At 43.9% G+C, this 22279-nt stretch carries 19 protein-coding genes and 2 pseudogenes; 9 read left to right on the top strand and 12 right to left on the bottom strand.

What is annotated here, in order from left to right; translation table 11 throughout:
• Positions 1 to 27: 27 nt before the first annotated feature.
• The 6 genes from AC3CKG_RS22820 to AC3CKG_RS22795 all read right to left on the bottom strand — a co-directional run bounded on the left by AC3CKG_RS22820 (position 28) and on the right by AC3CKG_RS22795 (position 4383).
• Entirely contained in the window at positions 28 to 1401 is a 1374-nt protein-coding gene (locus AC3CKG_RS22820) for a sensor histidine kinase (RefSeq protein ID WP_488529435.1), read from the bottom strand.
• A 55-nt stretch (positions 1402 to 1456) separates the two neighbouring features.
• The gene (locus tag AC3CKG_RS22815) at positions 1457 to 2188 is read right to left on the bottom strand and encodes a response regulator transcription factor (protein WP_488529434.1); all 732 of its coding nucleotides are present in this window, start codon (positions 2186 to 2188) and stop codon (positions 1457 to 1459) included.
• Positions 2189 to 2270: 82 nt separating this feature from the next.
• Positions 2271 to 2951, bottom strand: coding sequence for a spondin domain-containing protein (locus tag AC3CKG_RS22810; protein WP_488529433.1), 681 nt, complete (start codon positions 2949 to 2951; stop codon positions 2271 to 2273).
• A 9-nt stretch (positions 2952 to 2960) separates the two neighbouring features.
• Positions 2961 to 3644 carry a spondin domain-containing protein gene (locus tag AC3CKG_RS22805; RefSeq protein WP_017109520.1) on the bottom strand — a complete coding sequence of 228 codons (684 nt, stop codon included), beginning with the start codon at positions 3642 to 3644 and terminating at the stop codon, positions 2961 to 2963.
• A complete protein-coding gene (locus AC3CKG_RS22800) occupies positions 3637 to 3777 on the bottom strand; it encodes a hypothetical protein (RefSeq protein ID WP_162929959.1) in 141 nt (46 codons plus the stop codon). Before AC3CKG_RS22800 ends, AC3CKG_RS22805 begins: the two co-directional genes overlap by 8 nt.
• Positions 3778 to 4041: 264 nt before the next feature.
• Complete coding sequence (locus AC3CKG_RS22795) at positions 4042 to 4383, bottom strand: YggL 50S ribosome-binding family protein (protein WP_017062629.1); 342 nt, start codon at positions 4381 to 4383, stop codon at positions 4042 to 4044.
• A gap of 254 nt (positions 4384 to 4637) precedes the next feature.
• Here AC3CKG_RS22795 and AC3CKG_RS22790 point away from each other — a divergent pair, with 254 nt between their 5' ends.
• Complete coding sequence (locus AC3CKG_RS22790) at positions 4638 to 6674, top strand: PhoX family protein (protein WP_488529432.1); 2037 nt, start codon at positions 4638 to 4640, stop codon at positions 6672 to 6674.
• 255 nt (positions 6675 to 6929) lie between these two features.
• On the opposite strand, the gene AC3CKG_RS22785 is transcribed toward AC3CKG_RS22790, so the two are convergent.
• The 4 genes and pseudogenes from AC3CKG_RS22785 to AC3CKG_RS22770 all read right to left on the bottom strand — a co-directional run bounded on the left by AC3CKG_RS22785 (position 6930) and on the right by AC3CKG_RS22770 (position 11284).
• Complete coding sequence (locus AC3CKG_RS22785; protein ID WP_017105861.1) at positions 6930 to 7550, bottom strand: LysE family translocator; 621 nt, start codon at positions 7548 to 7550, stop codon at positions 6930 to 6932.
• Positions 7551 to 7714: 164 nt separating this feature from the next.
• On the bottom strand, positions 7715 to 9001 hold the full coding sequence (locus AC3CKG_RS22780; protein WP_017109515.1) for a DEAD/DEAH box helicase: 1287 nt from the start codon (positions 8999 to 9001) through the stop codon (positions 7715 to 7717).
• Positions 9002 to 9183: 182 nt separating this feature from the next.
• Positions 9184 to 9296: pseudogene (locus AC3CKG_RS22775) on the bottom strand (GTP-binding protein); the annotation flags it as partial.
• 1004 nt (positions 9297 to 10300) lie between these two features.
• Entirely contained in the window at positions 10301 to 11284 is a 984-nt protein-coding gene (locus tag AC3CKG_RS22770; RefSeq protein WP_017105859.1) for a CobW family GTP-binding protein, read from the bottom strand.
• Between the two features lie 539 nt (positions 11285 to 11823).
• Here AC3CKG_RS22770 and clcA point away from each other — a divergent pair.
• Positions 11824 to 13230, top strand: coding sequence for a H(+)/Cl(-) exchange transporter ClcA (clcA, locus tag AC3CKG_RS22765; protein ID WP_065104725.1), 1407 nt, complete (start codon positions 11824 to 11826; stop codon positions 13228 to 13230).
• 233 nt (positions 13231 to 13463) lie between these two features.
• Positions 13464 to 14444 (top strand): TDT family transporter, encoded by a 981-nt coding sequence (locus tag AC3CKG_RS22760; protein WP_488529431.1) that lies wholly within the window; start codon positions 13464 to 13466, stop codon positions 14442 to 14444.
• Positions 14445 to 14594: 150 nt separating this feature from the next.
• Here the strand turns inward: AC3CKG_RS22760 and hmpA are convergent, their stop codons facing one another.
• Positions 14595 to 15791 (bottom strand): NO-inducible flavohemoprotein, encoded by a 1197-nt coding sequence (gene hmpA, locus AC3CKG_RS22755; RefSeq protein ID WP_017109510.1) that lies wholly within the window; start codon positions 15789 to 15791, stop codon positions 14595 to 14597.
• A 350-nt stretch (positions 15792 to 16141) separates the two neighbouring features.
• Between hmpA and norR the strand changes: the two genes are divergently transcribed.
• Together norR and AC3CKG_RS22745 are read left to right on the top strand one after the other, a co-directional pair.
• Positions 16142 to 17734: a nitric oxide reductase transcriptional regulator NorR gene (gene norR / locus AC3CKG_RS22750; protein WP_017108071.1), complete on the top strand. Its 1593-nt coding sequence runs from the start codon at positions 16142 to 16144 to the stop codon at positions 17732 to 17734.
• A gap of 89 nt (positions 17735 to 17823) precedes the next feature.
• Positions 17824 to 18183 (top strand): glutaredoxin family protein, encoded by a 360-nt coding sequence (locus tag AC3CKG_RS22745; RefSeq protein WP_029223355.1) that lies wholly within the window; start codon positions 17824 to 17826, stop codon positions 18181 to 18183.
• A gap of 131 nt (positions 18184 to 18314) precedes the next feature.
• Here AC3CKG_RS22745 and AC3CKG_RS22740 read toward each other — a convergent pair whose 3' ends face one another.
• Positions 18315 to 18950: an OmpA family protein gene (locus AC3CKG_RS22740; RefSeq protein ID WP_032501053.1), complete on the bottom strand. Its 636-nt coding sequence runs from the start codon at positions 18948 to 18950 to the stop codon at positions 18315 to 18317.
• A gap of 269 nt (positions 18951 to 19219) precedes the next feature.
• On the opposite strand from AC3CKG_RS22740, the gene AC3CKG_RS22735 reads away from it, so the two are divergent.
• The 4 genes and pseudogenes from AC3CKG_RS22735 to AC3CKG_RS22720 all read left to right on the top strand — a co-directional run bounded on the left by AC3CKG_RS22735 (position 19220) and on the right by AC3CKG_RS22720 (position 22271).
• Complete coding sequence (locus AC3CKG_RS22735; RefSeq protein WP_488529430.1) at positions 19220 to 19846, top strand: thioredoxin domain-containing protein; 627 nt, start codon at positions 19220 to 19222, stop codon at positions 19844 to 19846.
• 42 nt (positions 19847 to 19888) lie between these two features.
• Positions 19889 to 20363: pseudogene (bamJ, locus tag AC3CKG_RS22730) on the top strand (BamJ family beta-barrel-assembly machinery protein).
• Between the two features lie 147 nt (positions 20364 to 20510).
• On the top strand, positions 20511 to 21101 hold the full coding sequence (locus AC3CKG_RS22725; RefSeq protein WP_102558627.1) for a TetR/AcrR family transcriptional regulator: 591 nt from the start codon (positions 20511 to 20513) through the stop codon (positions 21099 to 21101).
• 138 nt (positions 21102 to 21239) lie between these two features.
• Complete coding sequence (locus tag AC3CKG_RS22720; protein ID WP_488529429.1) at positions 21240 to 22271, top strand: NADP-dependent oxidoreductase; 1032 nt, start codon at positions 21240 to 21242, stop codon at positions 22269 to 22271.
• The last annotated feature ends 8 nt before the right edge of the window (positions 22272 to 22279 follow it).

Raw genomic sequence — 22279 nt, 5'->3', positions numbered from 1 at the left:
ATAACATTATATCGACGGAAAATAATGCTATATCGACGGCAAATAGAAACTTTGTTTAAACGAGTTCTCTGCCTTTGTTGTTTCTAATACGCTGTGATGCAGCATTAATATCGACTGAGCGATTTTAGTACCAATACCCAACGAACCGTTTGGCGCTTCCAGCTCAACCTCATTATGAATTACCACCTTCACTCGCTTGGAATCCGCTTCCAAACCGATATCCAGCGACACCATGGTTCCACTTGGGCTATGCCTCAGCGCATTATCTAACAAGTTTAAAACCAACCGCTCAAGTAAATCGCAATCCCCTACCGCCTTTATCCCACTAGGCATGTTGACGTTAATCTCGACCTGTTTATGAAGATACTTGCTTCGGATCGTTTCCAAGCACTCACTCATCAACACATTTAAGTCAATCGCAGCGTATTGATACGTGGGAACAGGATTATCATGTTTAGCGTTTTCTAGCAGCGAATGGAGCTGATCAGATAATTTATTGCCATTACGGTAGGCAACATCGATTAAGGGATCCGATTGTGGGTTTTGAATCTTCCACGTCTCTAGGTAACCCAACACACTCGATAACGGTGTTTTCAGATCATGACTCAGCTGCAATAGGCTCTGCCTACGATGCGATGATTGATACTCCAGTTGCAAAAACTGTTGTTGAATGTGCTTTGCCATCAACTGATAAGAATGCGCGATCGGCACCAGTTCTGGTACTTGATGTGTGAAATTAGGTTCTAAGCGGAAATCTTGTTCGGCTTGTTGTTGCAACTTATTGGTTACAGCTTCTATCGGGTTCAACAAGCTGCGTTTAACCAATAGATAAGCTCCTATGGCAAAACCCAAAATAGAGACCAACATAAGGCCTGCGAGTGCGATATAAGGCGTGTCGACCTGTGAGTTAGCAATCACAGTATGGCGGTTACTGCCAATGAGTACATAAAGATACCCAACCGTAGACCCTAGCTCTTCAATCGCTGCGACAGAAAACACCTTGCGAGAATCTGGGTTGATCGGGTCATCTCCCAAAATCGGATAAGGTTCATCGTTTAGATACTGCTTAATCGGTGCTAGGTCTATCTGGTTCGCTAACACTGTTCCTTCAGGCGCTGCATGCGTGGTGATATTGCCCTGACTATCGAGGAAATAGATGTCAAAGTCTGGCCCTATTAACATCAAGGTATGAAAGATGGATTTAAGGGCTTTTGGGTTGTAGTCCGTCCCAATCATAAGAGGGTTATCATCGCGCATGTGGAGCGCGAGTTCTTTGTGTAAACTCTGTTTCGTTCGTTGCTCAATAGTCTCTTTCTGCCAATGGTAGGTATAGGCGATGACCACACTCACCAATAGAAACCACAAGCTGGTAAACAACACTAAACGTGATTTAAAACTCATGCTATCTCCTTCATGACTTCTGTTTCTCTTATGAACTTAAAAGCGATAACCAGAACTAAGTCTTCGATTCAAACTTATACCCAACACCCCAAACGGTCTTAATAAAATTATCATCGCTGTTAGGCATAGCAAGCTTGGTTCGCAAACGGTTAACGGTACTACAAACGGTGTGGTGGTAGCCTGAATGATTGGTGTGCCATACATGATCGAGCAATTCATCTTTGCTATACACTCGACCCGGACGGGTGGCTAAGAAATGGAGTAAAGTAAACTCTGTCGCGGTCAATAGAACATCTTGGTTGTTTAACGAAACCTGATGACGCTCCGGTTGAATGGTAAGGCCGCCAAAACTCATCACAGATTCCGTTGTTGGAACCTCTTTGATCGTGGCTTCTGCATGATTAACCCGACGTAAAACATTACGAACACGAGCTTGAAACTCGAGCACACTGAATGGCTTGGTGATGTAATCATCGACACCGGCTTCTAAGCCCGAGACTTTATCCAGTTCAGCGTCTCTTGCTGTGAGCATCAACACGGGAGTCCAATCTTCCTGCTGACGGATCATGCGACAAAAGTCGAGCCCATCACCATCAGGTAAGCCTCGATCGAGCACGACCAAATCAAACTGACCATCCAGATATAGGCCCTGCGCTTTTTCAATTGTATTGGCTCTTTCGACGTGATGACCTTGAAACTTGAGATGCATTTGCACCAGTTCCGCTAAATCATCGTCGTCTTCAACCAGTAATATGTTTGCCATCAAATTTGCCGCAGCACTATTCATGATCCCTGCTCTATTCGGAGTCTACCCACCTTTCAATTGACCGGAACAGAGCAGGAATTCTTTCATTTCACGCTTAACCCAATCATTCAGTTCGGGTAATGGTGATTCTCGCACCTGGATTAAGAAAGCGATGATTAGCACTTAGAGCAGAGGTCGTTAAGCCATCATCTTGACTGATGACGCCTGAGTGGAAGCTCACCACATCATTATCATTTCTTACGCTATTAAAGCCCTCACCACCGCCAGCGGGCCCTGGGATGGTTGCTGCAAGCTCATCGTTCAGCTCCGTTCCTGAATCCCACACGTTCATGTTCATAACAAACGTGTCGCCCACCGCTAATGATTTCAGCGATAAGCCAGATTCACCGACAAACGCATCATTGGTATTCACGAGCATCGAAGCAACCGAAAGGTAACCTTCTAAAGCAGGATCGACTCGGATAGACAATGTGTCCTTCTCTCCCGACAAGATCAGCCCGTTTCCTGAGATACCTTGGTAAACATTCGCGTCACTGTCACTGAGTGCAAGCAACTGTGTATTACTGCCACCTTCCGCTAAGTATTCAAGGTCAACTGAGGCACTTTGACCGACTTCAAACAGATTGAAGCTATTATTGTGAGTCAATACCGCGAGGGGCGACATAGGTTGATTGGGTGTTAGGTTAGTAACACTGACATCGTAACGATAATAATCATCGTCATCATCCGGACAACCCGCCAAAATAGCGACAGAGGCCGCGATAAATAGAATTCTAGCTTTCATACATCCCCCTTACTTCACAACAATAGTGATAGTTGCCACAGGGTTTAACCAACGATGACTGCTGCTATCGAGGTCACTGATTCCGCCAGCCGCGTTACTATCACCAATGTTACCCGGATGAATATGAACCTTAGCGTTAGACACGGCTGTTTCAACTCCCGTACCACCAGCGCCAAAAGTAATAAATGGAGGGTTTGGCATGCTGCCAGCCAACTCATCATTCGCTTCAGTGCCTGCGTCATAACCATTGAGCGTTGCTTTGTAAGTGCCCGCTTGAGTTGGGATCTTCCAACTGTCTAAACCAACAAACCCATCGTTGGTAGGAAGTAGCATTGCGCCTAGTGACAAGTAAGCCAAATCACCAGTATCAATATCAAACGTGGTCGCTACACCTGGATTCAATATCCCGATTGCTGGGTTTTCAACCACCACGCCACCCGCGTTAGCTATCAGACTTGAAAGGCCAGAAATGTCACCACCTTCGGCCATCGACTCCAACTCTGCTGAAGCGGTTTCACCCGTCCTAAACATAAACAAGTTAGAATCATGAGCCGCTGCCAAAATAGGGGTAAAATAGATTCCTTTCGTTGCATTGGTCACCGTCACCTCTAGCTGTGCTGCTTGAACCTGTGCTGTTCCAAAGGCCAACATAGCAGAGCTAACCACTAAGCTGATTTGAGTTCGTTTATTCATTTTGATTCCATCCTTTATCGAGTCCTATCGTTGCCAACAAAACGAATAACAGCGATATACCGTTACCTTTGCCAGAACGAATTGTGGTGTTGTTGACTCTAAGAATGGCGATCAAATCTATCAGCAACTTCATTGAATTCTCATAAAACTCTCACAAGTTTATTCAAACTTATTACAGCCAAGAGAAGTAACAGTAAAGCGCTGATATTTATTCGAAAAAAAAGTCCTATTAACGGCTTGTTAAGCTATAAAAGAACAAGAGTGAGCAATAAAATGGAACGTAACAAACGCAAAAAGGCCGAATCGATATAACGATTCGGCCTTTGTTCTAAGGTGTTGTTGCTCATTCTAAAAGCCGTAATCGACCTTCAAGTTAAGCTAACAGCACAACATCAATTTAGAATGCGTAGTTTGCGTCAATAAGTTCGCTAACTTCAACTTTGCTTACTTCAGCGCGAGCTTCAAGCCATTGTGCAACTTGCAGTTGCTCTGCTTCTGTTACTGAGCGGTAACGCTCAATAGAGCATAGGAAACCTTCAAACAACTCAAGGCCACCGCCACCAAAACACAGACCGATGCTATCGATGAAGTCGATGAACTCATCAATGAACACATCGTATTGGTCAAAATCAGTAATCGATGTCTTGCAGCTTACTTCAAAACCCAGAATCGCGAATTCACCTAGGTATAATTTCTTGCGAAGGCGGCGATTTTTGTTTTCGATTTTATCTAATTTCATAACTGTCTCTCTCTACGTTTAATAAAGCACTTATACACAGTTCCTCTTCATTTCCCAAGAGTTTTGTATTGTTCATCACGCTTAATCGCAAAAATCGTGCTACAGAAACAAAAACTTAATCTAATTCATAAAAATCCGTCACTTAACTGCCTCAGGATGACTCACACATTGATCCAAGTTATTAACCATTCGATTAATAGCCGAGCAAGTCGTGAATAACCCATAATAATTACAGCCAATAGGAAGCAGTACAGATGAGCAAGGAAACATTTAATAGCACTCGATTCAATAAGAGTAAAAACAAACCATTCGAAGAAGTACTCGACGCGAACCTTTCAAGAAGAAACGTTTTGAAAGGTGGTCTCGGCATCAGTGCAATGACCGCATTTGGTGCATTTGGGCTTTCTGGGTGTAACTCTTCTAGTCCAGACTCATCAGTAGGAAATGGTTCAGGTGTCTCTAGTGCAGTCCTGAACTTTGATTCGATTCCGGGCTCACTAACCGATGCTGTTTCGGTTCCTCAAGGTTACATGGCACAAGTTTTAGTCCCATGGGGCACACCGCTTAACGCACAAGGTAGTGCATGGAAGGATGACGGCAGTAACACAAGCGAAGAGCAATTGAATGCCTTGGGTATGCACCACGACGGGATGCACTTTTTCCCGTTAAATGACAGCAACGTAGACGGCTTGTTGTGTATTAACCATGAATATATTGATACGAATGCTTTGCACCCTAGCGGCCAAACCATACAAGGTGGCGTCCGTACTATTGTTGAAGAAGTACGTAAAGAAATTAATGCCCATGGCGTGTCAGTTGTCCGAATTCAACTGGAAAACAACATGTGGAAATTGGTCGATACCGACCCACTCAACCGCCGTTACACTGGTGCGACTGTAATGGACTTATCTGGCCCAGTCGCACATACCGCTCTTACTGTAACTCGCTTCTCCCCTGATGGCAGCCAAGCGCGTGGTACATTAAACAACTGTGGTAATGGTTTCACCCCTTGGGGCACTTATCTAACATGTGAAGAGAACTGGCCCGGCTATTTTGTTAATGCAGGCGTTCGAACTGAAGAACAAGACCGCATTGGTATCGACGATACCAGCACACGTTACTTGTGGGATACATTGGCTGGCAATGCAGAAGAGCACTTAGATGAATTCACTCGCTTTAACATAGAGCCTACAGGTGCAAGCTCAATAGATGATTACCGTAACGAAGCAAACGGCCACGGCTATATTGTTGAAATAGACCCTTACACAGAGAACGCTCGAGCGAAAAAACGCACTGCGCTTGGTCGTTTCCGTCACGAAGGCTGCACTTTTGGCAAGCTAGAAGAAGGTCAGCCAGTTGTCTTCTACTCAGGCCACGACTCTCGTTTCGAGTACCTGTACAAATTCGAATCAGCTGTCGCTTGGGATCCAGCAGATGGTAACCCATCAAACCGACTAGCAACAGGTGATAAATACATGGATGAAGGCACACTTTACGTGGCGCGCTTCAACGAAGACAGCTCTGGCACGTGGCTACCATTGACACTGGATAGCGTAACGTTATCGGGTGGGGTTCTGGCAGACAATTTCAACTCTTTGGCTGAAATCATCTTAAATACAGCTGGAGCAGCCGACCTTGTGGGTGCAACACCAATGGATCGTCCAGAGTGGTGTTCAGTAGATCCATACACAGGTTCTGTATACTTAACACTTACCAATAACACCGCGCGTACCAGTGAAACGAACGCAGCAAACCCACGTTTGAACAACAAGTTTGGCCATGTTATCCGTTGGGATGAAGGTGAAAGTGCAACAGACTTCACTTGGGATATTTTCGTATTCGGTTCACCTGCCAACGGCGATGCAGACACCAACCGTTCTGGCCTTACGGATATGAACCAGTTTGCTAGCCCAGACGGATTAGCGTTTGATGCTCGTGGCATATTATGGATTCAGACGGATAACGGTGCAGATGAAGTAACGAGTTACACCAACGACCAAATGTTAGCAGTGGTCCCATCTAAGCTAACAGACGACAACGGTAACAGTGCTGTGATTGGTGAAGGCAACCAAGCGCAACTTAAACGCTTCTTTGTTGGTCCAAACGGATGTGAGGTGACTGGCTTTACGATTAGCCCTGATTACAAGTCACTGTTCGTAAACATTCAGCACCCTGGTAATTGGCCATACAGCGACAACGCAGCAGAACAGACTCCATCAGGCATGTCCGTTCGCCCTCGTGCGGCAACTGTTGTGATCCGCCGTGAAGACGGTGGTGAAATTGCCGTTTAATCAGGTAATTAAAGCTGGTCTCTTTGATATCTATAGTGATTAAAAGCGACCCACTCTAAATACGTTAGAACGAAAAAGAGCGATAAGGCTAAATGCCCTATCGCTCTTTTTATATTCTATTCATTCTCGGTTTAAGTAAGAATCCGAGCTTTCAAAACTCCTCATCTCCCAAGTACTCGTCATCCTCGAGAAGGAGGAACGACTGAGTCGGGGATCTCTAACCGTTATCTCTGATCGCAATACCGTTAATCACAGTTAACTCACGAACAACCACACACCAACACCCATCATTAGCGTGCCAGCAATACGATTCATCAACTTAACGTTGTCTGCCTTGCCCAGCATATGCTTTAAGCTCTTGCCGCCTGTCGCGTACAAGGTCATGCAGACAAATTCAGAAACCAAAATGATAGACACTAGGATGAACAACTGCGGTGCTAAATCTATTTTGCTGTTAATAAAAGGAGGCAGTAACGAAATCATAAATGCCCAGCCTTTAGGATTCGCGATTGCCGTTACGAAGCCTTGCACCACCAAATCCCAATCATTACTGACTTTTGTTGTTTGGTTGTCAGTACTGATCGCCAACTTGCCTCTTGATCGCCACATCTGGACGCCTAAATAGAACAAATAAGCTGCACCAACAAATTTGAAGCCCGTAAATAGCCACGGGTAGTTCAACATGATAGATGCAATACCCAATACCGCGGCAATAGAAACCACAGCGACACCGGCCAGTTCACCGATCATCATCCATAATGTACGCTTGTATCCAACACTCATTCCAAGTGTCAAAGCTAAGGTCATACACATACCGGGCGTGATTGAGACAAAGAAAAACGTGGGAATAAAAGCCCAAAGTAGTGCGCTATCCATATTATTACCTTACTGGCTTATTTTTATTTAGTGGCTTGTGCTTCTTGATCGGACTTGAAATGAAGCGATATTGAAACGAAGTAATGATGACAATAAACAATATTGCGAACAATACAAACAAAAAGAGCCACATAACAGTGGCTCTTTTCGATCACCAATCGGAATTACTTACGACGGTTTTGAATTCGCTTCATCATAGTTAAACGACGTTCAGCGCTTGCTTGATCGGGTTTTTCTTCGTTTGCGTTGTTCTTACGACCCTGACGGTTTTTGTAAGCCGATTTAGTGTTTAGCTTCTCGATGTAAGCATCACGTTTCTTCGGCTCGTAACCCGGTTGCTCAACACGACGAATACGCTGTTGAATCAGTTTTTCAACTTGAACAACTGTCAGTTCTTCTTCGCGGTTAACGAAAGAAATTGCGTGACCTTGTTTACCAGCACGACCTGTACGGCCAATACGGTGAACATAATCTTCTGCTAGGAAAGGCATGTCGTAGTTAATTACGTGTGGCAAGTCTTCGATATCAAGACCACGAGCTGCAACATCGGTTGCAACCATCACACGAGCTCTGCCTTCTTTAAAGTCATCCAATGCGCGACGACGAGCGCTTTGCGCTTTATCACCGTGACAAAGTACCGCTTTAATGCCGTCTAGCTTAAGCTCTTTAACTACATCGTTTGCTGTTTCTTTGTAGTTCACGAACACAAGAACCTGACGCCAGTTTTTACGACCGATCAGCTCAGAAAGTAGCTCGGTTTTACGCTCTTGATCAACTGGGTACACCACGTGACCAACAGTTGCAGCTGTTGAGTTTTCACGCTCAACACTGATACGTTTTGGTTTACGCAGAATATCAACAGACAGCTGGTTTAACTGAGTTGAAGTCGTCGCGGAGAACATCATGATTTGTGGAGAGGTTTCCACATCCAACATGATCTTGCGAACGGCATTGATGAAGCCCATATCAAGGATACGGTCAGCTTCATCGAATACTAGGAATTCTAGGTTAGCAATAGACACGTTACCCGCTTCTAAGTGCTCTTCTAAACGGCCTGGAGTCGCAACCAAAATATCAACACCCAGTTCTAGTTGACGAACTTGTGAAGACATCTTGTTACCACCGTAAACCGCTGAAACGCTCAGTTCAGTGTATTTAACGTAGTCTTTGATGTTTTGAGCGATCTGCGCAGCAAGCTCACGAGTCGGAGCAAGAATAAGGCCGCGAGCCGTTCCTCTAGACGCTTTTTTACCGCTGTTCAAAAGGTGTTGGATAACAGGTAATGAGAATGCCGCTGTTTTACCCGTACCGGTTTGAGCAGTAGCAAAAATATCATGGCCTTTACGAGCCATTGGAATCGCTTTTTGTTGAATTGGTGTGAGTTTCTCATAACCACACTCAGTCAACGCTTTGACTAATTCAGGAGCAAAACCTTGAGAGGAAAATGACATTGTTACGGGTTCCTTAAGCAGACAGCCTACATTCTTATTTCAGCCGAGCACTATAAAGTAATTAGAGTGATTTATCTCACATTTATCGTGATATAACGCAAACTTTCTCATTTATTCTGGTGTTTATCACGCCTTCTACGAGGTAAACACCAAGATCATGGTTTCAAACAACCAAAACAAGGTTATTTGATACCACACAGCTTGAGTAGAATCTGCTCGAGATCGCCCCATAGCATTCATTAAGAGTCGATCACTTCAAGTCGAGATTCAAACCATCGAGTGTGATTTCATTCAATACTAAAAGAATAGGCATTTTAGCGACCTTCGATACATTTACTATGTTTGCTAAGCTTCGACTTCTTAATTTTTAACTAAGTTGAGAACTGTAGAGAAGCTTAGTACACCTTGAAAGTACTACCTAATGTCAAAATGTTTTGGCTTGCTAGAGCGGAGGCTCGTTTGAGTAATGTGTGTGCTGCATCAAATCGGCCTTGTGGTACTCAAACCTTATCCGTGATTCACGCATATTTTTATCTAGCAGATTTGATTTAATCTTCCCTGCCTCTTTATGTACTTCAGTTACCTTATCCATTGCCTCTTTTCTAGTTTGATACTCTGAGTAAGACCCATCTCCAAAATATACAAAGTGTTTGACGTTCACTTGAACTCTTTTTTGCCCAAAACACTTAGTCAGAACCAAACCAACGAGTAAGAAAAGGATTATCAATGAAACTATCCCCACAAACTTCCCCATTATTTAATAGTTATGTTATCTAGCTAATTATTAATGCCAATCCAATAAACAATAAAATACACAGTCTAATTTCAAGGCCATTCATTTCGTCTAACCATCTGATCTTAAATACTAATTAGATTAGTCATACGTGGTCATTGAACGCATTCAAACAACAAGAATATTGTTCTTTCTTGTTCAAAATACATTCATTTGAATTAATAACCCCCGCATTCCAATCTGACTTACTTTGGATACAGTATTCCAACCCAAACTATGAATGGAAACAGACAGACGCCATCATTGAGGTTCATTCAAGGTCAATGAGGCCGGAAAATTAATCTAATCGGACTTTTTATGCGCAAGTGGCAATTTTTAAGCATTTGAGGGAGTAGTGAGGAGGGAATTAGAAATGAAGATTGGTAAATAGATGCTGCCCAAACTAGATACAAAGGTTGTCTGTACCAATGATTAAATTTAAGTGCATGGCTTCATTCTGACGTCATATTTATACTTTGTGTATAAATATGACGTTTCGAAGTTATTTCACTTGGATATTAGTACAACTATTTAATACCACACAGCTTGAGTAGAATCTGCTCTAAATCGCTCCAAGGCATTAACTGAGAGTCGATCACTTCGAGGCGAGACTCAAAGCCATCAAGGGAAATTTCATTCACTGACACGACTTGATTCGCCACGTTGAACGCGTAGCAACCTTGGTCAGTATTCACCACCGCTTTTACACGCTCAGCCGTTAGATCCGATAACATAGAGAATAGCGCATCGAAGTCGAACTTATGTTCAGCGCCAAACAACCAGCCACAACTAAAGTAGCCCTGCCCTTTATTCTCTTTACGGATGAAAGCTTCACCGGGAGGAAGTTGGAATTGAGGCTCTTGTTCAGCGTGATCATGATGATGTGATTCAATATGAGATGAAGCACTGCCATGTACCCTTTCAATGTCCAACACTTCCAATGGCACTTCACCATCGTGAATCAGCTTATGGAACACTTTTGCGGGTGTTTGATCCGTCACCCAATCATTGAATGCGTCGATATCTTCAGAGTGAACCAAATCTACTTTGGTTCCGATAATCACGTCAGCACTGTCTAATTGATCATTGAAGTTTTGATTAGACGTATATTTCTCAATCGACAGATTTCTTGGATCAACCAAACCTAGCGTCGCTTTTAAGTCAACGTAAGGTGTGTATTGCTCTGAAGTTAGCGTCGCAATAACCTGCTTTGGATGACCAAGCCCTGTTGGCTCAATCAATAAGCGATCCGGCTTCTGACGCAGTAAGGCATTAATGCCCACTGACATAGGCACACCAGCGGTACAACACATGCAGCCACCCGGTACTTCTTTAATCAAAGCACCTTGGTCTGTCATTAATGCGCCATCAATGCCGATTTCGCCGAACTCATTAACTAGGACAGCCCAGTTTTCATTCTCAGGTTTGTTTTTGAGCAGGTTCAAAATAGCTGTCGTTTTGCCAACACCCAAGAAACCCGTAATTATGTTTGTAGGAACTTTTTTGGTCATATCAGTTCTCCTTTTTTTAGGAGTATATACACAATCACGGAGAAATTGACCCCAATCGCTTGTTTATACGGAGAATGATTTAAGCCAGAAGTTGTATGAGTGTCACTAGAAAGGGGGGAACGATGAAAAATGGATGCTCCAGACAAACTAAAGGCGTACTTGAAGTACGCCTCACTCTCGTTACTCAATCGTGAGTTCGCGAATCAGGAAGCCTTAAATATCGACCTGAACAATTAACGAGAAACTAAAACTTTGTATCTGAATCCATCCAAATTGTGTGTAAAACCTCACGTCTCCTTGCGGTTTGTTATGTTGCTTTACGATTTAACTATGGTTCATTTTTGGGGATATTCAAGGTGCCACCTGAGAATCAATCAAAATTGTGACGGTGATTCCACTATTGCCCATAGATTCCATTTATGAAACACGTATATTCCATAAATGAAATTCAACTTTGCATCTTTGCTGCTATAGGATATGCAGAGGAAGCGTATAATTTATTGCAGTCCCGCCTCAACCCATTCAGGAGCCTTATCTCAATGACCAGAAGAGAGAAAATTAAGCAGTCCCTACTCGCCAAAATGCCAAGGGATGCTATTAATCAATTTCTCTCAAGAGATAAAACCCCAGCTTCAGTTCTCTTTCTTTCTTGCATCGTTGGTGTACTTGCTGGCGTTGTTGGCACTTATTTCGAAGTCGCGGTTCATTTCATCACCGAAACTCGTACCGATTGGCTAAAAGATGAAATTGGTAGCCACTTACCCCTTTGGCTTGCCGCTTTCTTGATCAGTGCTGCATTTGCCTTTATTGGTTATTTCCTCGTTCACCGCTTTGCTCCAGAAGCGGCCGGATCCGGTATCCCTGAAATTGAAGGTGCGATGGACGGTATGCGTCCTGTTCGATGGTGGAGAGTATTGCCAGTAAAATTCTTTGGCGGTATGGGCGCGCTAGGTTCCGGTATGGTTTTAGGTCGTGAAGGACCAACTGTGCAAATGGGTGGCAGTATTGGTCGTATGGTGACTGACATCTTCAGAGTAAAAGATGATGATACTCGACACTCATTGCTTGCTTCAGGCGCTGCTGGTGGCTTAGCGGCTGCATTCAATGCGCCGCTCGCTGGGATCATGTTTGTGGTCGAGGAAATGAGACCACAGTTTCGTTACTCACTCATTTCGATCAAAGCCGTCATCATCTCCGCTGTATCAGCCAATATTGTGTTTCGTTCTATTAACGGCCAATCCGCCGTTATCACAATGCCTCAATACCAGCCTCCTGAATTGGATGCTCTGTGGTTATTCTTATTGTTAGGTGTGTTGTTCGGCCTGTTTGGTGTGATTTTCAATAAGCTGATTACGCTTTCTCAAGACCTGTTTGTGGCCATCCACAAAAATGACCGCAAACGCTACTTGATGACCGGCACCTTGCTCGGTGGCTGCTTTGGCCTGTTGCTTCTTTATATTCCCGAATTGACTGGTGGTGGTATTGGTATTATCCCCAACATCACTAATGGCAGTTACAGCACCAACGTATTGTTATTGATCTTTCTAGGACGAGTACTGACTACGCTGCTTTGTTTTGGTTCTGGTGCTCCCGGCGGTATCTTTGCACCGATGCTCGCACTCGGCACGCTCTTTGGTTACGCATTTGGACTTATTGCTGCGGCATTCTTTCCTGAATTGAATATTGAACCGGGTATGTTTGCGATTGCAGGTATGGGCGCCTTGTTTGCTGCCACCGTTCGAGCGCCGATTACAGGTATATTACTGGTTATCGAAATGACCAATAACTACTACCTTATCCTGCCATTGATCATTACTTGCTTGGGCGCAGTGATCATTGCGCAAATGCTTGGCGGTCAGCCAATTTACAGCCAACTATTGAACCGTACACTTAAAAACGAGAAGTTAAGACAACAAGACCTGCCTCAACAAGAGGAAGTACGTTAATTACAAATGACTCATGAAACAAAAGCACACATTCAACGTGCTTAATGTCCCGATTCCGCATCAAAATCAAAAAAGCAAACGTTAAACTTGCTATCATCCACTCAAAATTAGTTGAATGCCCTCAACATCTATTGATGGCACAGCTACACGCTCTAACTAGAGCAAAAATTCTATTACTCACTGATATTCTATAAGCACCCACATGCTATAAATAACTAAGCTGGAGCAAGTCGTTGAACTGGAGAAGATTAACCCAAGTAAAAAATGTACCGCCCTCTCAGGCGTCTTTAGCACTTGGTGTAATTGGACTAGGGCAAGCTTGGGCATTATACCTACCTGGGGTTGGTGAGATCATTCGCCCTTACCTTGCTGCTTTCGGTGCGCTGTTATTACTGCCTGTTTTACTCCGTTATCTCACCAGCTTTAATACCTTCATTAATGATATTCGCCATCCGCTAAGTGGAAGCTTAATGGCGCCGATGAGCATGGCGTTATTGATTCTGTGTGACTATCTAGCCGAGATATCTCCAATAATCGCCTACCCAATTTGGTTCTGCGCGTTATTACTGCATTTTACCATGATGGTGTTGTTCTTCGGTTTTCAGATCATCAATTTCAAAATGTCGAACATTGTTCCAAGTTGGTTTCTTTATCCTGTAGGGCTGATCAGCAGTTCATTGGCAGGCACGCAATTTGGACACACGGTATTTTCAGAAAAACTCGCAGCAACGTGTATTGGCATCTACTTCTTCATGCTGCCCGTAGTGCTTTACCGCTTGGTTTTTGAAGGGAATTTACCTCGTAGAGCTCGACCTACTCTTGCAATCATGGCCGCACCAGTAAACTTATCTTTGGCGGCCTACTTAGTTAACTTCGACAACCCAGATCCTATTCTAACGGGCGCTTTGGCGGGTATCGCAATCACCATGACGCTGCTTATCTACTTGTGTTATATCCGATTAATGCGTCTGAAATTCCAGCCTTCTATCGCTGCTGTTACTTTCCCATCGGTCATCAGTGCTATTGCTATGCATCGTTTAACCACGTTTTTCGGGGCCGAGTTCCCTCAATGGTACTGGTTACACAGGTTTGGATTTTTTGAGCTAACCATCGCGACCATATTAGTGATTTGGGTCGCTGGCGGTTACGTAAAAATGTACTGGCCCGAGTTTTTTGATTCTGATTACATGTCCAAAAAGGTTAAGCGTTCTTAAATCGAACGCCAGAAAATCTTACCTTGATCACTCCCTATTCCAATATCCAATTATCGCTCGCTGGATAAACCAAACCAAAAAAGGCCCCGCACTGCGGGGCCTTTGAATAGGCAAGGGTGTTAATAGTTCAGGCTAGTCTATCGAGAGTTATTAGAAGTTAGCGTGAGGGCCAAATACTTCGTAATGTACGCGTGAACGATCCACTTTAAGTGCATCTAGCTGCTCTACGATGTTCTTCATGAAGCCAACAGGTCCACAGATGTAGAAATCGCTCTCCTCAAACCCGTTAGTGTCAGAGATAGACGCTAGATCCATTTGACCTTCATGTGTGTTCTCACATGCAGACTCATCTTTGTTCATGTACCACGTTTTCGCTGCCCAACCTTTGTCGGCAACAATATCTTTAACGCGAGTCGTGAAAGAGTGCTGACCTACATTTTCACAAGCGTGAAGGTACAGTACAGGTTCGTTTTTCTGCTCGTTGTTTAAGAACTCAAGCATAGACTGCATTGGCGTTACACCAACACCCGCAGAGATAAGCGTTACTGGCTTGCTGCGCTCTTGATACATGAAGTCACCCGCTGGTGCGTATAGGCTAACTTCATCACCGATAGCAACAGTATCGTGCATGTGATTCGATACCACGCCTTGAGTCTCTTGACCTTGGCCTTCACGTTTCACAGAAATTCGGTACTGCTTGCCGTTTGGCTTGTCTGATAGTGAGTATTGACGGATCTCGCTGTACTGAGCGCCTTCAGGTTTCACTTCGATACCAATGTATTGTCCTGGTGTGTAATCCAGAACGTCACCACCATCTTTTGGTTGCAGGATGAAGCTTGTGACTAATGCTGATTCTTCAATTTTGTCTGCAATTACGAATGCACGTGCAGCTTCCCAACCACCAACAGCTTGCTTGCGCTGTAGGTAAAGTTCAGCTTCACGGTCGATGAATACTTGCGCTAAGAATAGGTAAGCCGCAGTCCACGCTTCTTCTACTTCTGGTGTGAATGCATCAGCAGCTAACTCACGCAGTGTTTCAATTAGGTGAAGGCCAACGATTTGGTAATGCTCTGGCTGAATGTTAAAGCTTGTGTGTTTCTGTGCAATACGCTCAACCGCTGAGGTTAACGCCGCTAGATTTTCGATGTTCTTTGCATAAGCCGCGATAGCTTCAAACAGTGCCACACCTTGGCGACCTGTTCTTTGGTGAGTCATATTGAAGATATCTTTCAACTCAGGGTTATGAGTAAACATACGTTGATAGAAGTGTTGAGTTAAAGCAGGGCCTGCGCTTTCTAAAAGAGGAATCGTCGATTTGATGATGTTGATATGTAGATTGTTTAGCATTGATTTACTCCGAACACTTAGTCTTTTGACCGTTGATGTCAATTTGACTAATTTTATTTAAAGATGACTTTATACCAATTCTTTCTCAATGAGCTCTATGGCTGCATTTTTTTATGAGAATCACGTGGACTGATAAATTCGCATTAATTGATTCAAATCAACAATAGGTCAGATATTCAGTCATATAGACAACACGTAATGGACACATTGCACAAAGGGTGCCAACATGCGAAAGCTTGCTGTATCTGGCATCCTTTCGAAAATTCACTTCAAACTTTAGTCAAAAAGACCTTTTTTTTGTGTCATAAAGACTCTACCATGTATAAAAATACAAACAGTATGAGCCCTTTATGCAAGATATCTCAGCATCCACTCTTATGGAAATGACCATCGGTCTCGCTAGCGGTGTGAACGATCAAGACCGTTTCAATCGCCTAATCGATGCTATTCGGAAAACCATCACGTGTGATTGTGTCGCGCTTTTAAGCCTTCAAGGTGACACGCTAGTACCCATCGCAATGCAAGGGCTCAGTCGAGATACATTCGGTCGTCGCTTTATCATTTCAGAGCACCCTCGCTTTGAAGAAATTTGCGCGTCTCGCTCTCCTGTTCGTTTTGATGCTGACAGCTCCCTACCCGATCCTTTCGATGGTTTGCTGATCGATCACGACGGCGATCTACCGATGCACGCTTGTATGGGTCTTCCACTGTTATTTGGTGAGAAGCTACTGGGGATCCTGACGTTAGATAGCCTAAAGCCTGATGTCTTTGCGAATATTCCCGCTCGCAATCTCGAAGTACTGGCAGCTATTGCAGCGTCAACCATGCAAATGGCACTAACGTTCTCGCAATTAGAACATCAAGCAAAACAATCAAAACAGCTGTTAGAAGAGTTAAACGTTGAGGCGTGGGAACGCGATGGCGGCGAACTGATTGGCAAAAGCGATACCATGGTTGCGCTTAAGAATGACATTGCGATTGTCGCGCCTTCAGAATTCAATATCCTGATTCACGGTGATACCGGTGTAGGTAAAGAGTTAGTGGCTCGTACTCTGCATCATCAATCACAACGTAAGCGTAACCCGCTTGTGTATGTAAACTGTGCTGCGATTCCTGAAAACCTAGTAGAGAGTGAACTGTTTGGTCACGTTCGTGGTGCGTTTACTGGTGCCGATAAAAATCGCCTTGGTAAGTTTGCCTTGGCGGATGGTGGCACTCTGTTCCTTGATGAAATTGGCGAACTGCCTTTAGCTGCTCAAAGTAAGTTGCTACGTGCACTGCAAAACAACGAAATCCAACCAGTAGGTCAAGACAACATTCAAACCATTGATGTTCGTGTATTGGCTGCGACCAACCGAGATTTGAAACAAGAAGTCGAAGATGGCCGATTCAGAGCCGACTTGTATCACCGACTCAGCGTTTACCCTATTGCAGTGCCTGCACTGAAAGACCGTGGCGACGATATTAGCTTGCTAGCGGGCTTCTTCCTTGAGCAGGCACGTCGTAAGCTTGGTATCAACCAAGTTAAGTTCCGTTCTGATGTACTTGTGTTCCTGAACCGTTACGGTTGGCCAGGTAACGTACGTGAGCTTGAACACGTGATCAGCCGTTCTGCATTGAAAGCACTGGCTCGTAGCACCAACAAAAACCTCGTGACGATAACTAAAGAAGATTGTGGCCCTCTCGATCAAGATCAACCTATCGCAACGACACAAGTGAAAACCACGCCGTTATCAACTCCCACTATTGACCTGACTGCAGGGTTACGTGGTGCAACGGATGATTTCCAGCGTACGATAATCACAGAAGTGTTAGAAGATGCGAATTTTAACTGGGCACAAGCAGGACGAGTTCTAAAAACAGACCGCGCAAACCTAACCCGACTATCAAAACGTTTGGGGTTAAATGTGGCTAAGTCTCACACGATCGAACGGACAAAATAGATATTAGCCGTTTGTTGCGAGCATCTGACAAAACTTGTGTATATAATGCTGCAAATTGTAACGCTAATTTTAAATATGTAGAGAGAGTTATGAAGTTTATCCGTTGGTTCTTAGGTCGCGTCATTTTGCTATTGAATTTTGTTTTCAGCCCTCGCGGTGTGAAACGTTCTCAAGAAGAACAAAGCCAAGTGAATGAGCAAGCAAAAACGCACACGTTATACCAATTCGAAGCGTGCCCATTTTGTGTAAAAGTGCGCCGCGCGATGAAACGTCAATCGGTTCAGTTTGAACTTCGTGATGCAAAAAACAATGAACAACACCGTGCAGAGCTTGAAGCTGGCGGCGGTCGCGTTAAAGTGCCTTGCCTACGTATCGAAAAAGACGGCAAAACTGAGTGGATGTACGAGTCTTCAGACATCGTCACTTACTTAGAAAAGCAATTCGCATAAGCTGACAACGCTAAGCGAAAGTCAGATACAAAAAATCCCTCTTATGTGAGGGATTTTTTATGTCTGTTATCTATACCTGTTTGATCTATCTGCTTTTACTTTCTTTTGAACAAGAACAGAGACACTAACTGTTATTTAGCGACAATCAGCATCAATTCTACACGGCGGTTACATGCTTTACCTTGGGCTGAAGCATTGTTGCAAGCCGGCACGTATTCACCGAAGCCTCGAGTATAGATAGAGCGGCTAGATACATAGTTACTCTCTAATCGAGCTTTCACTTCTTTTGCACGCTGCTCTGATAGAGGATCATTGATTTGATCAGAACCCGTATTGTCGGTATGACCTTCAATCACAACATCGATATCTTGACGCTGAGAAAGATAACTACCCAACGTATCTAACCAATGGTTGTAAGCGGGTTCAGGGAAAGCAGAGCCTGTCTTAAAGTTCACATGTTGCTCAAGCTTTACCATTACATGGTTGCCAGGCAGAACTTCGAAATCGATACGGTTTTGTCTCAGGAAAACTTCTAGCGGATCGTTGGTTGAAACGCCACGCCCGTAGTTGGTGGTAATGGTTGTTTGTTGATGAGTATTGCTCTGCATTGAATAGCCACGATTGCTTGCTACGCGTGTCGTTTGAACCACGCCCCATTCAGGGTGCATAAGGTCGTAATCAGTTTGTGGTGCAGTCTCTAGCATGTCACCACCAAGTAAATCAGTTGGTGACGTAGCTTCACACCCAGCCAAAGCTATGCTTAACATTATTGCTAAATATCTCATTACTTCACCAACCACTCATGCAGATAAACCATTCACTAATGTCTATATCGGCACCGAGAGAAAAACTTTAGACAAAAACTTTAGACGAAAAAAACACATCCAAAAAAAGTGCTTTTGATCACAGTTAACCGTCAACTAGCCTGTCATCACCCGCTAGTTCGAACTGTTTGCATTTATTTACCTTATAATTGTTTTCCAATTCTTACTAAATAGTTAGAATCTCACGACTTCTCAACGCTAGAGCAAACATTATGTTTAAACCATTTACTAAATTCATTACAGCACTCGCTGCCCTGCTTATTATCGCGGGCTGTAGTGAAACAGATGAGCCACAACAAGGTGTTCAATACGAAGCACTTCCAGCGGCTCTGACTGAATTTAACTTATCTCCGATCACTGAAATCTTCTCTCTTAATTGTGGTCACTGCCGTCAAATGGAAAGTGCAATTCCAGAGCTTGAATCACTGACAGACCAAAAGATTGGCAAAGTTCATGTGACTTTCAACGAAAGTGCTCAAATTAGCGCGATGATCTACTACACAGCGGTAATGCAGCTTGACGCAACGCCTGACCACGCTTTCATGGATGATCTATTCGGTGCGGTTCAAATGGGTGCAGATGCGACTCCTGAACAACGTCAACAAGCTCTAGAGACTGCGTTCACTTCTCGCGGTCTGGTTAGCCCATACCAACTGAACAAAGAACAGCAAGTTGCGCTTTTTGACTTTATCAAGAAAGCAGAGGAGATCTCTGTAAAAGGCCAAATCAACTCAGTACCGACTTTTATCATCAATGGTAAGTACCAAGTCCTAACTGCAGGCCACCAAGATGTTCAAGGTATCGCAAAAACAATCAACTACCTTTTGACTCAGCCGTAACGGCTTTTCTCTATAAAGAATCAACAATAAATAGGTTTTACTATGTCTAAATTTATCATCCCGGTCATTGTCTTCATCTTGGCTGGTTTCATGATCTATCGTACTTGGATGAATCATAAGTCTGGTGACGAAAACTTCGAGCAAGGCCAACAGTTCCTTATCGAAAACGGCGCTAAAGAAGGGGTTGTTACGACTGAAAGTGGTCTTCAATACCTAGATTCTTGAAGAAGGTACTGGTACAGAGCACCCAACTAAGAACAGCAAAGTAACGGTTCATTACCACGGTACACTTATCGACGACACTGTTTTCGACAGCTCTGTTGATCGTGGTGAGCCGATTTCATTTGCTCTTAAGCAAGTAATCAAGGGCTGGCAAGAAGGTTTGACTTACATGGTTGAAGGTCAAAAAGTTCGCCTGTTTATCCCGAGCCAATTGGCTTACGGTAAAGGTGGTTCAGGCCCAATCCCACCTTCAGCAACACTGATTTTTGATGTTGAGTTAATCTCTATCAAATAATCCAAGCGCTTGTTTTAAGCCCCAACATACGCGCTATGTTGGGGCTTTTTTATATCTGAACATTTTGAGTCACTTTAGCCACGACGGAATATACCCTCAAAAACCAATCACTAGACGACTGGTCTAATTTGAATTATAGTACTGCCCATGAACGAAAAAACAAATGACACACGCCTGCATGTTTTAGATGTTGGCTACCAATTAATAGTGAACAACGGCTTTAACGGCGTTGGCTTATCGCAATTGCTTAAAGAAGCGGACGTGCCGAAAGGGTCATTTTACCACTACTTTAAATCGAAAGAGCAATTTGGCGAGGCTCTGATCCAACACTATTTTGAGACCTACATCAGCAGAGTTGAAACTATTTTGGTTCATGGTGAAGGCAACCATTACCAGAGAATTATCAGTTATTTCACTCGATGGTCACAGATTGAAAACGGTACCTGTAACGCTCATAAATGCTTAGTCGTTAAGCTCAGCGCTGAAGTCTCTGATCTTTCTGATCCTATGCGTCAAGCCTTACTAAAAGGGGCTGAAAAAGTGACCTCTACGATACAACACTGTGTTGCTGGTGGTATTGAAGATGGCTCCATTAAGGTTGAAGACAGCCAAGAAACCGCTCAAAATCTATATTCTATGTGGTTGGGCGCAAGTTTGTTGAGCAAACTAAGCCAGAGCTCAAGCACCTTAGAATCAGCTTTAAACCTAACCCAACAGATTTTGAAAGGTAAAAACTAACCACGTACTGTGTTTAGTTTTTACTAACGACAGATAACCCGCCCTCTTATCAATTTGATGAAGGCGGGATTTTTAGACAATAAGACTAGACGACTGGTCTAATTCTAAATGAACATAATATAAAATTAAGGATATCCAATGACTCAACAAGACAATCGCCGCATCGTATTGGCTTCTCGCCCAGTTGGCGCACCGACTCAAGATAACTTCCGTTTAGAGGCAGTAGCTGCACCAACAATTAAAGACGGTGAGATGTTACTTCGCTCAGTCTACCTTTCTCTAGACCCATACATGCGTGGCCGAATGAGCGATGCAAAATCTTACGCTGATCCAGTTGCAATCGACGAAGTGATGGTCGGTGCAACCGTGTGTCAGGTTGAAGAGTCAAACAACAGCGATTTTGAAGTTGGCGAATGGGTACTGGCTTACACTGGTTGGCAAGATCTTGGTGTGTCTAATGGTGAGGGCCTAATCAAACTAGGTAAAGAGCCAACACACCCTTCTTACGCACTAGGCATCATGGGTATGCCTGGCTTTACTGCGTACATGGGGTTACTTGATATCGGCCAACCTAAAGAAGGCGACACTCTAGTCGTTGCGGCTGCAACAGGTGCAGTAGGCGCAACAGTTGGCCAAATCGGCAAGCTAAAAGGCTGTCGCGTCATTGGCGTTGCTGGTGGCCAAGAGAAGTGTCAGTACGCAAAAGAGGTATTGGGCTTTGATGAATGTATCGACCATAAAGCTGACGATTTCGCAGAACAACTGGCTAAAACGTGCGACAACGGTATCGATGTTTACTTTGAAAACGTTGGCGGCAAAGTATTCGACGCCGTAATGCCTTTGCTTAACACAGGTGCTCGTATTCCTGTGTGTGGCCTTATCTCTCAGTACAATGCAACATCACTTCCTGAAGGCCCAGATCGTATGTCTAGCCTTATGGGCACTCTTTTGGTCAAGCGTATTAAGATGCAAGGTTTCATTATCTTTGATGACTACGCACACCGTTACAATGAGTTTGCTGTTCAAATGACAGAATGGTTGTCTCAAGGCAAGATGCATTACCGTGAGCACCTAGTTGAAGGCCTAGACGAAGCGCCACAAGCATTCATGGGTCTATTGGAAGGCCAAAACTTCGGTAAGCTTGTTATCAAAACAAACGAAGCTAAATAAATTTAAAA

This window comes from Vibrio sp. QJM3NY_15 (assembly GCF_057785995.1).
This window is presented reverse-complemented; position numbering and strand designations above follow the sequence as displayed.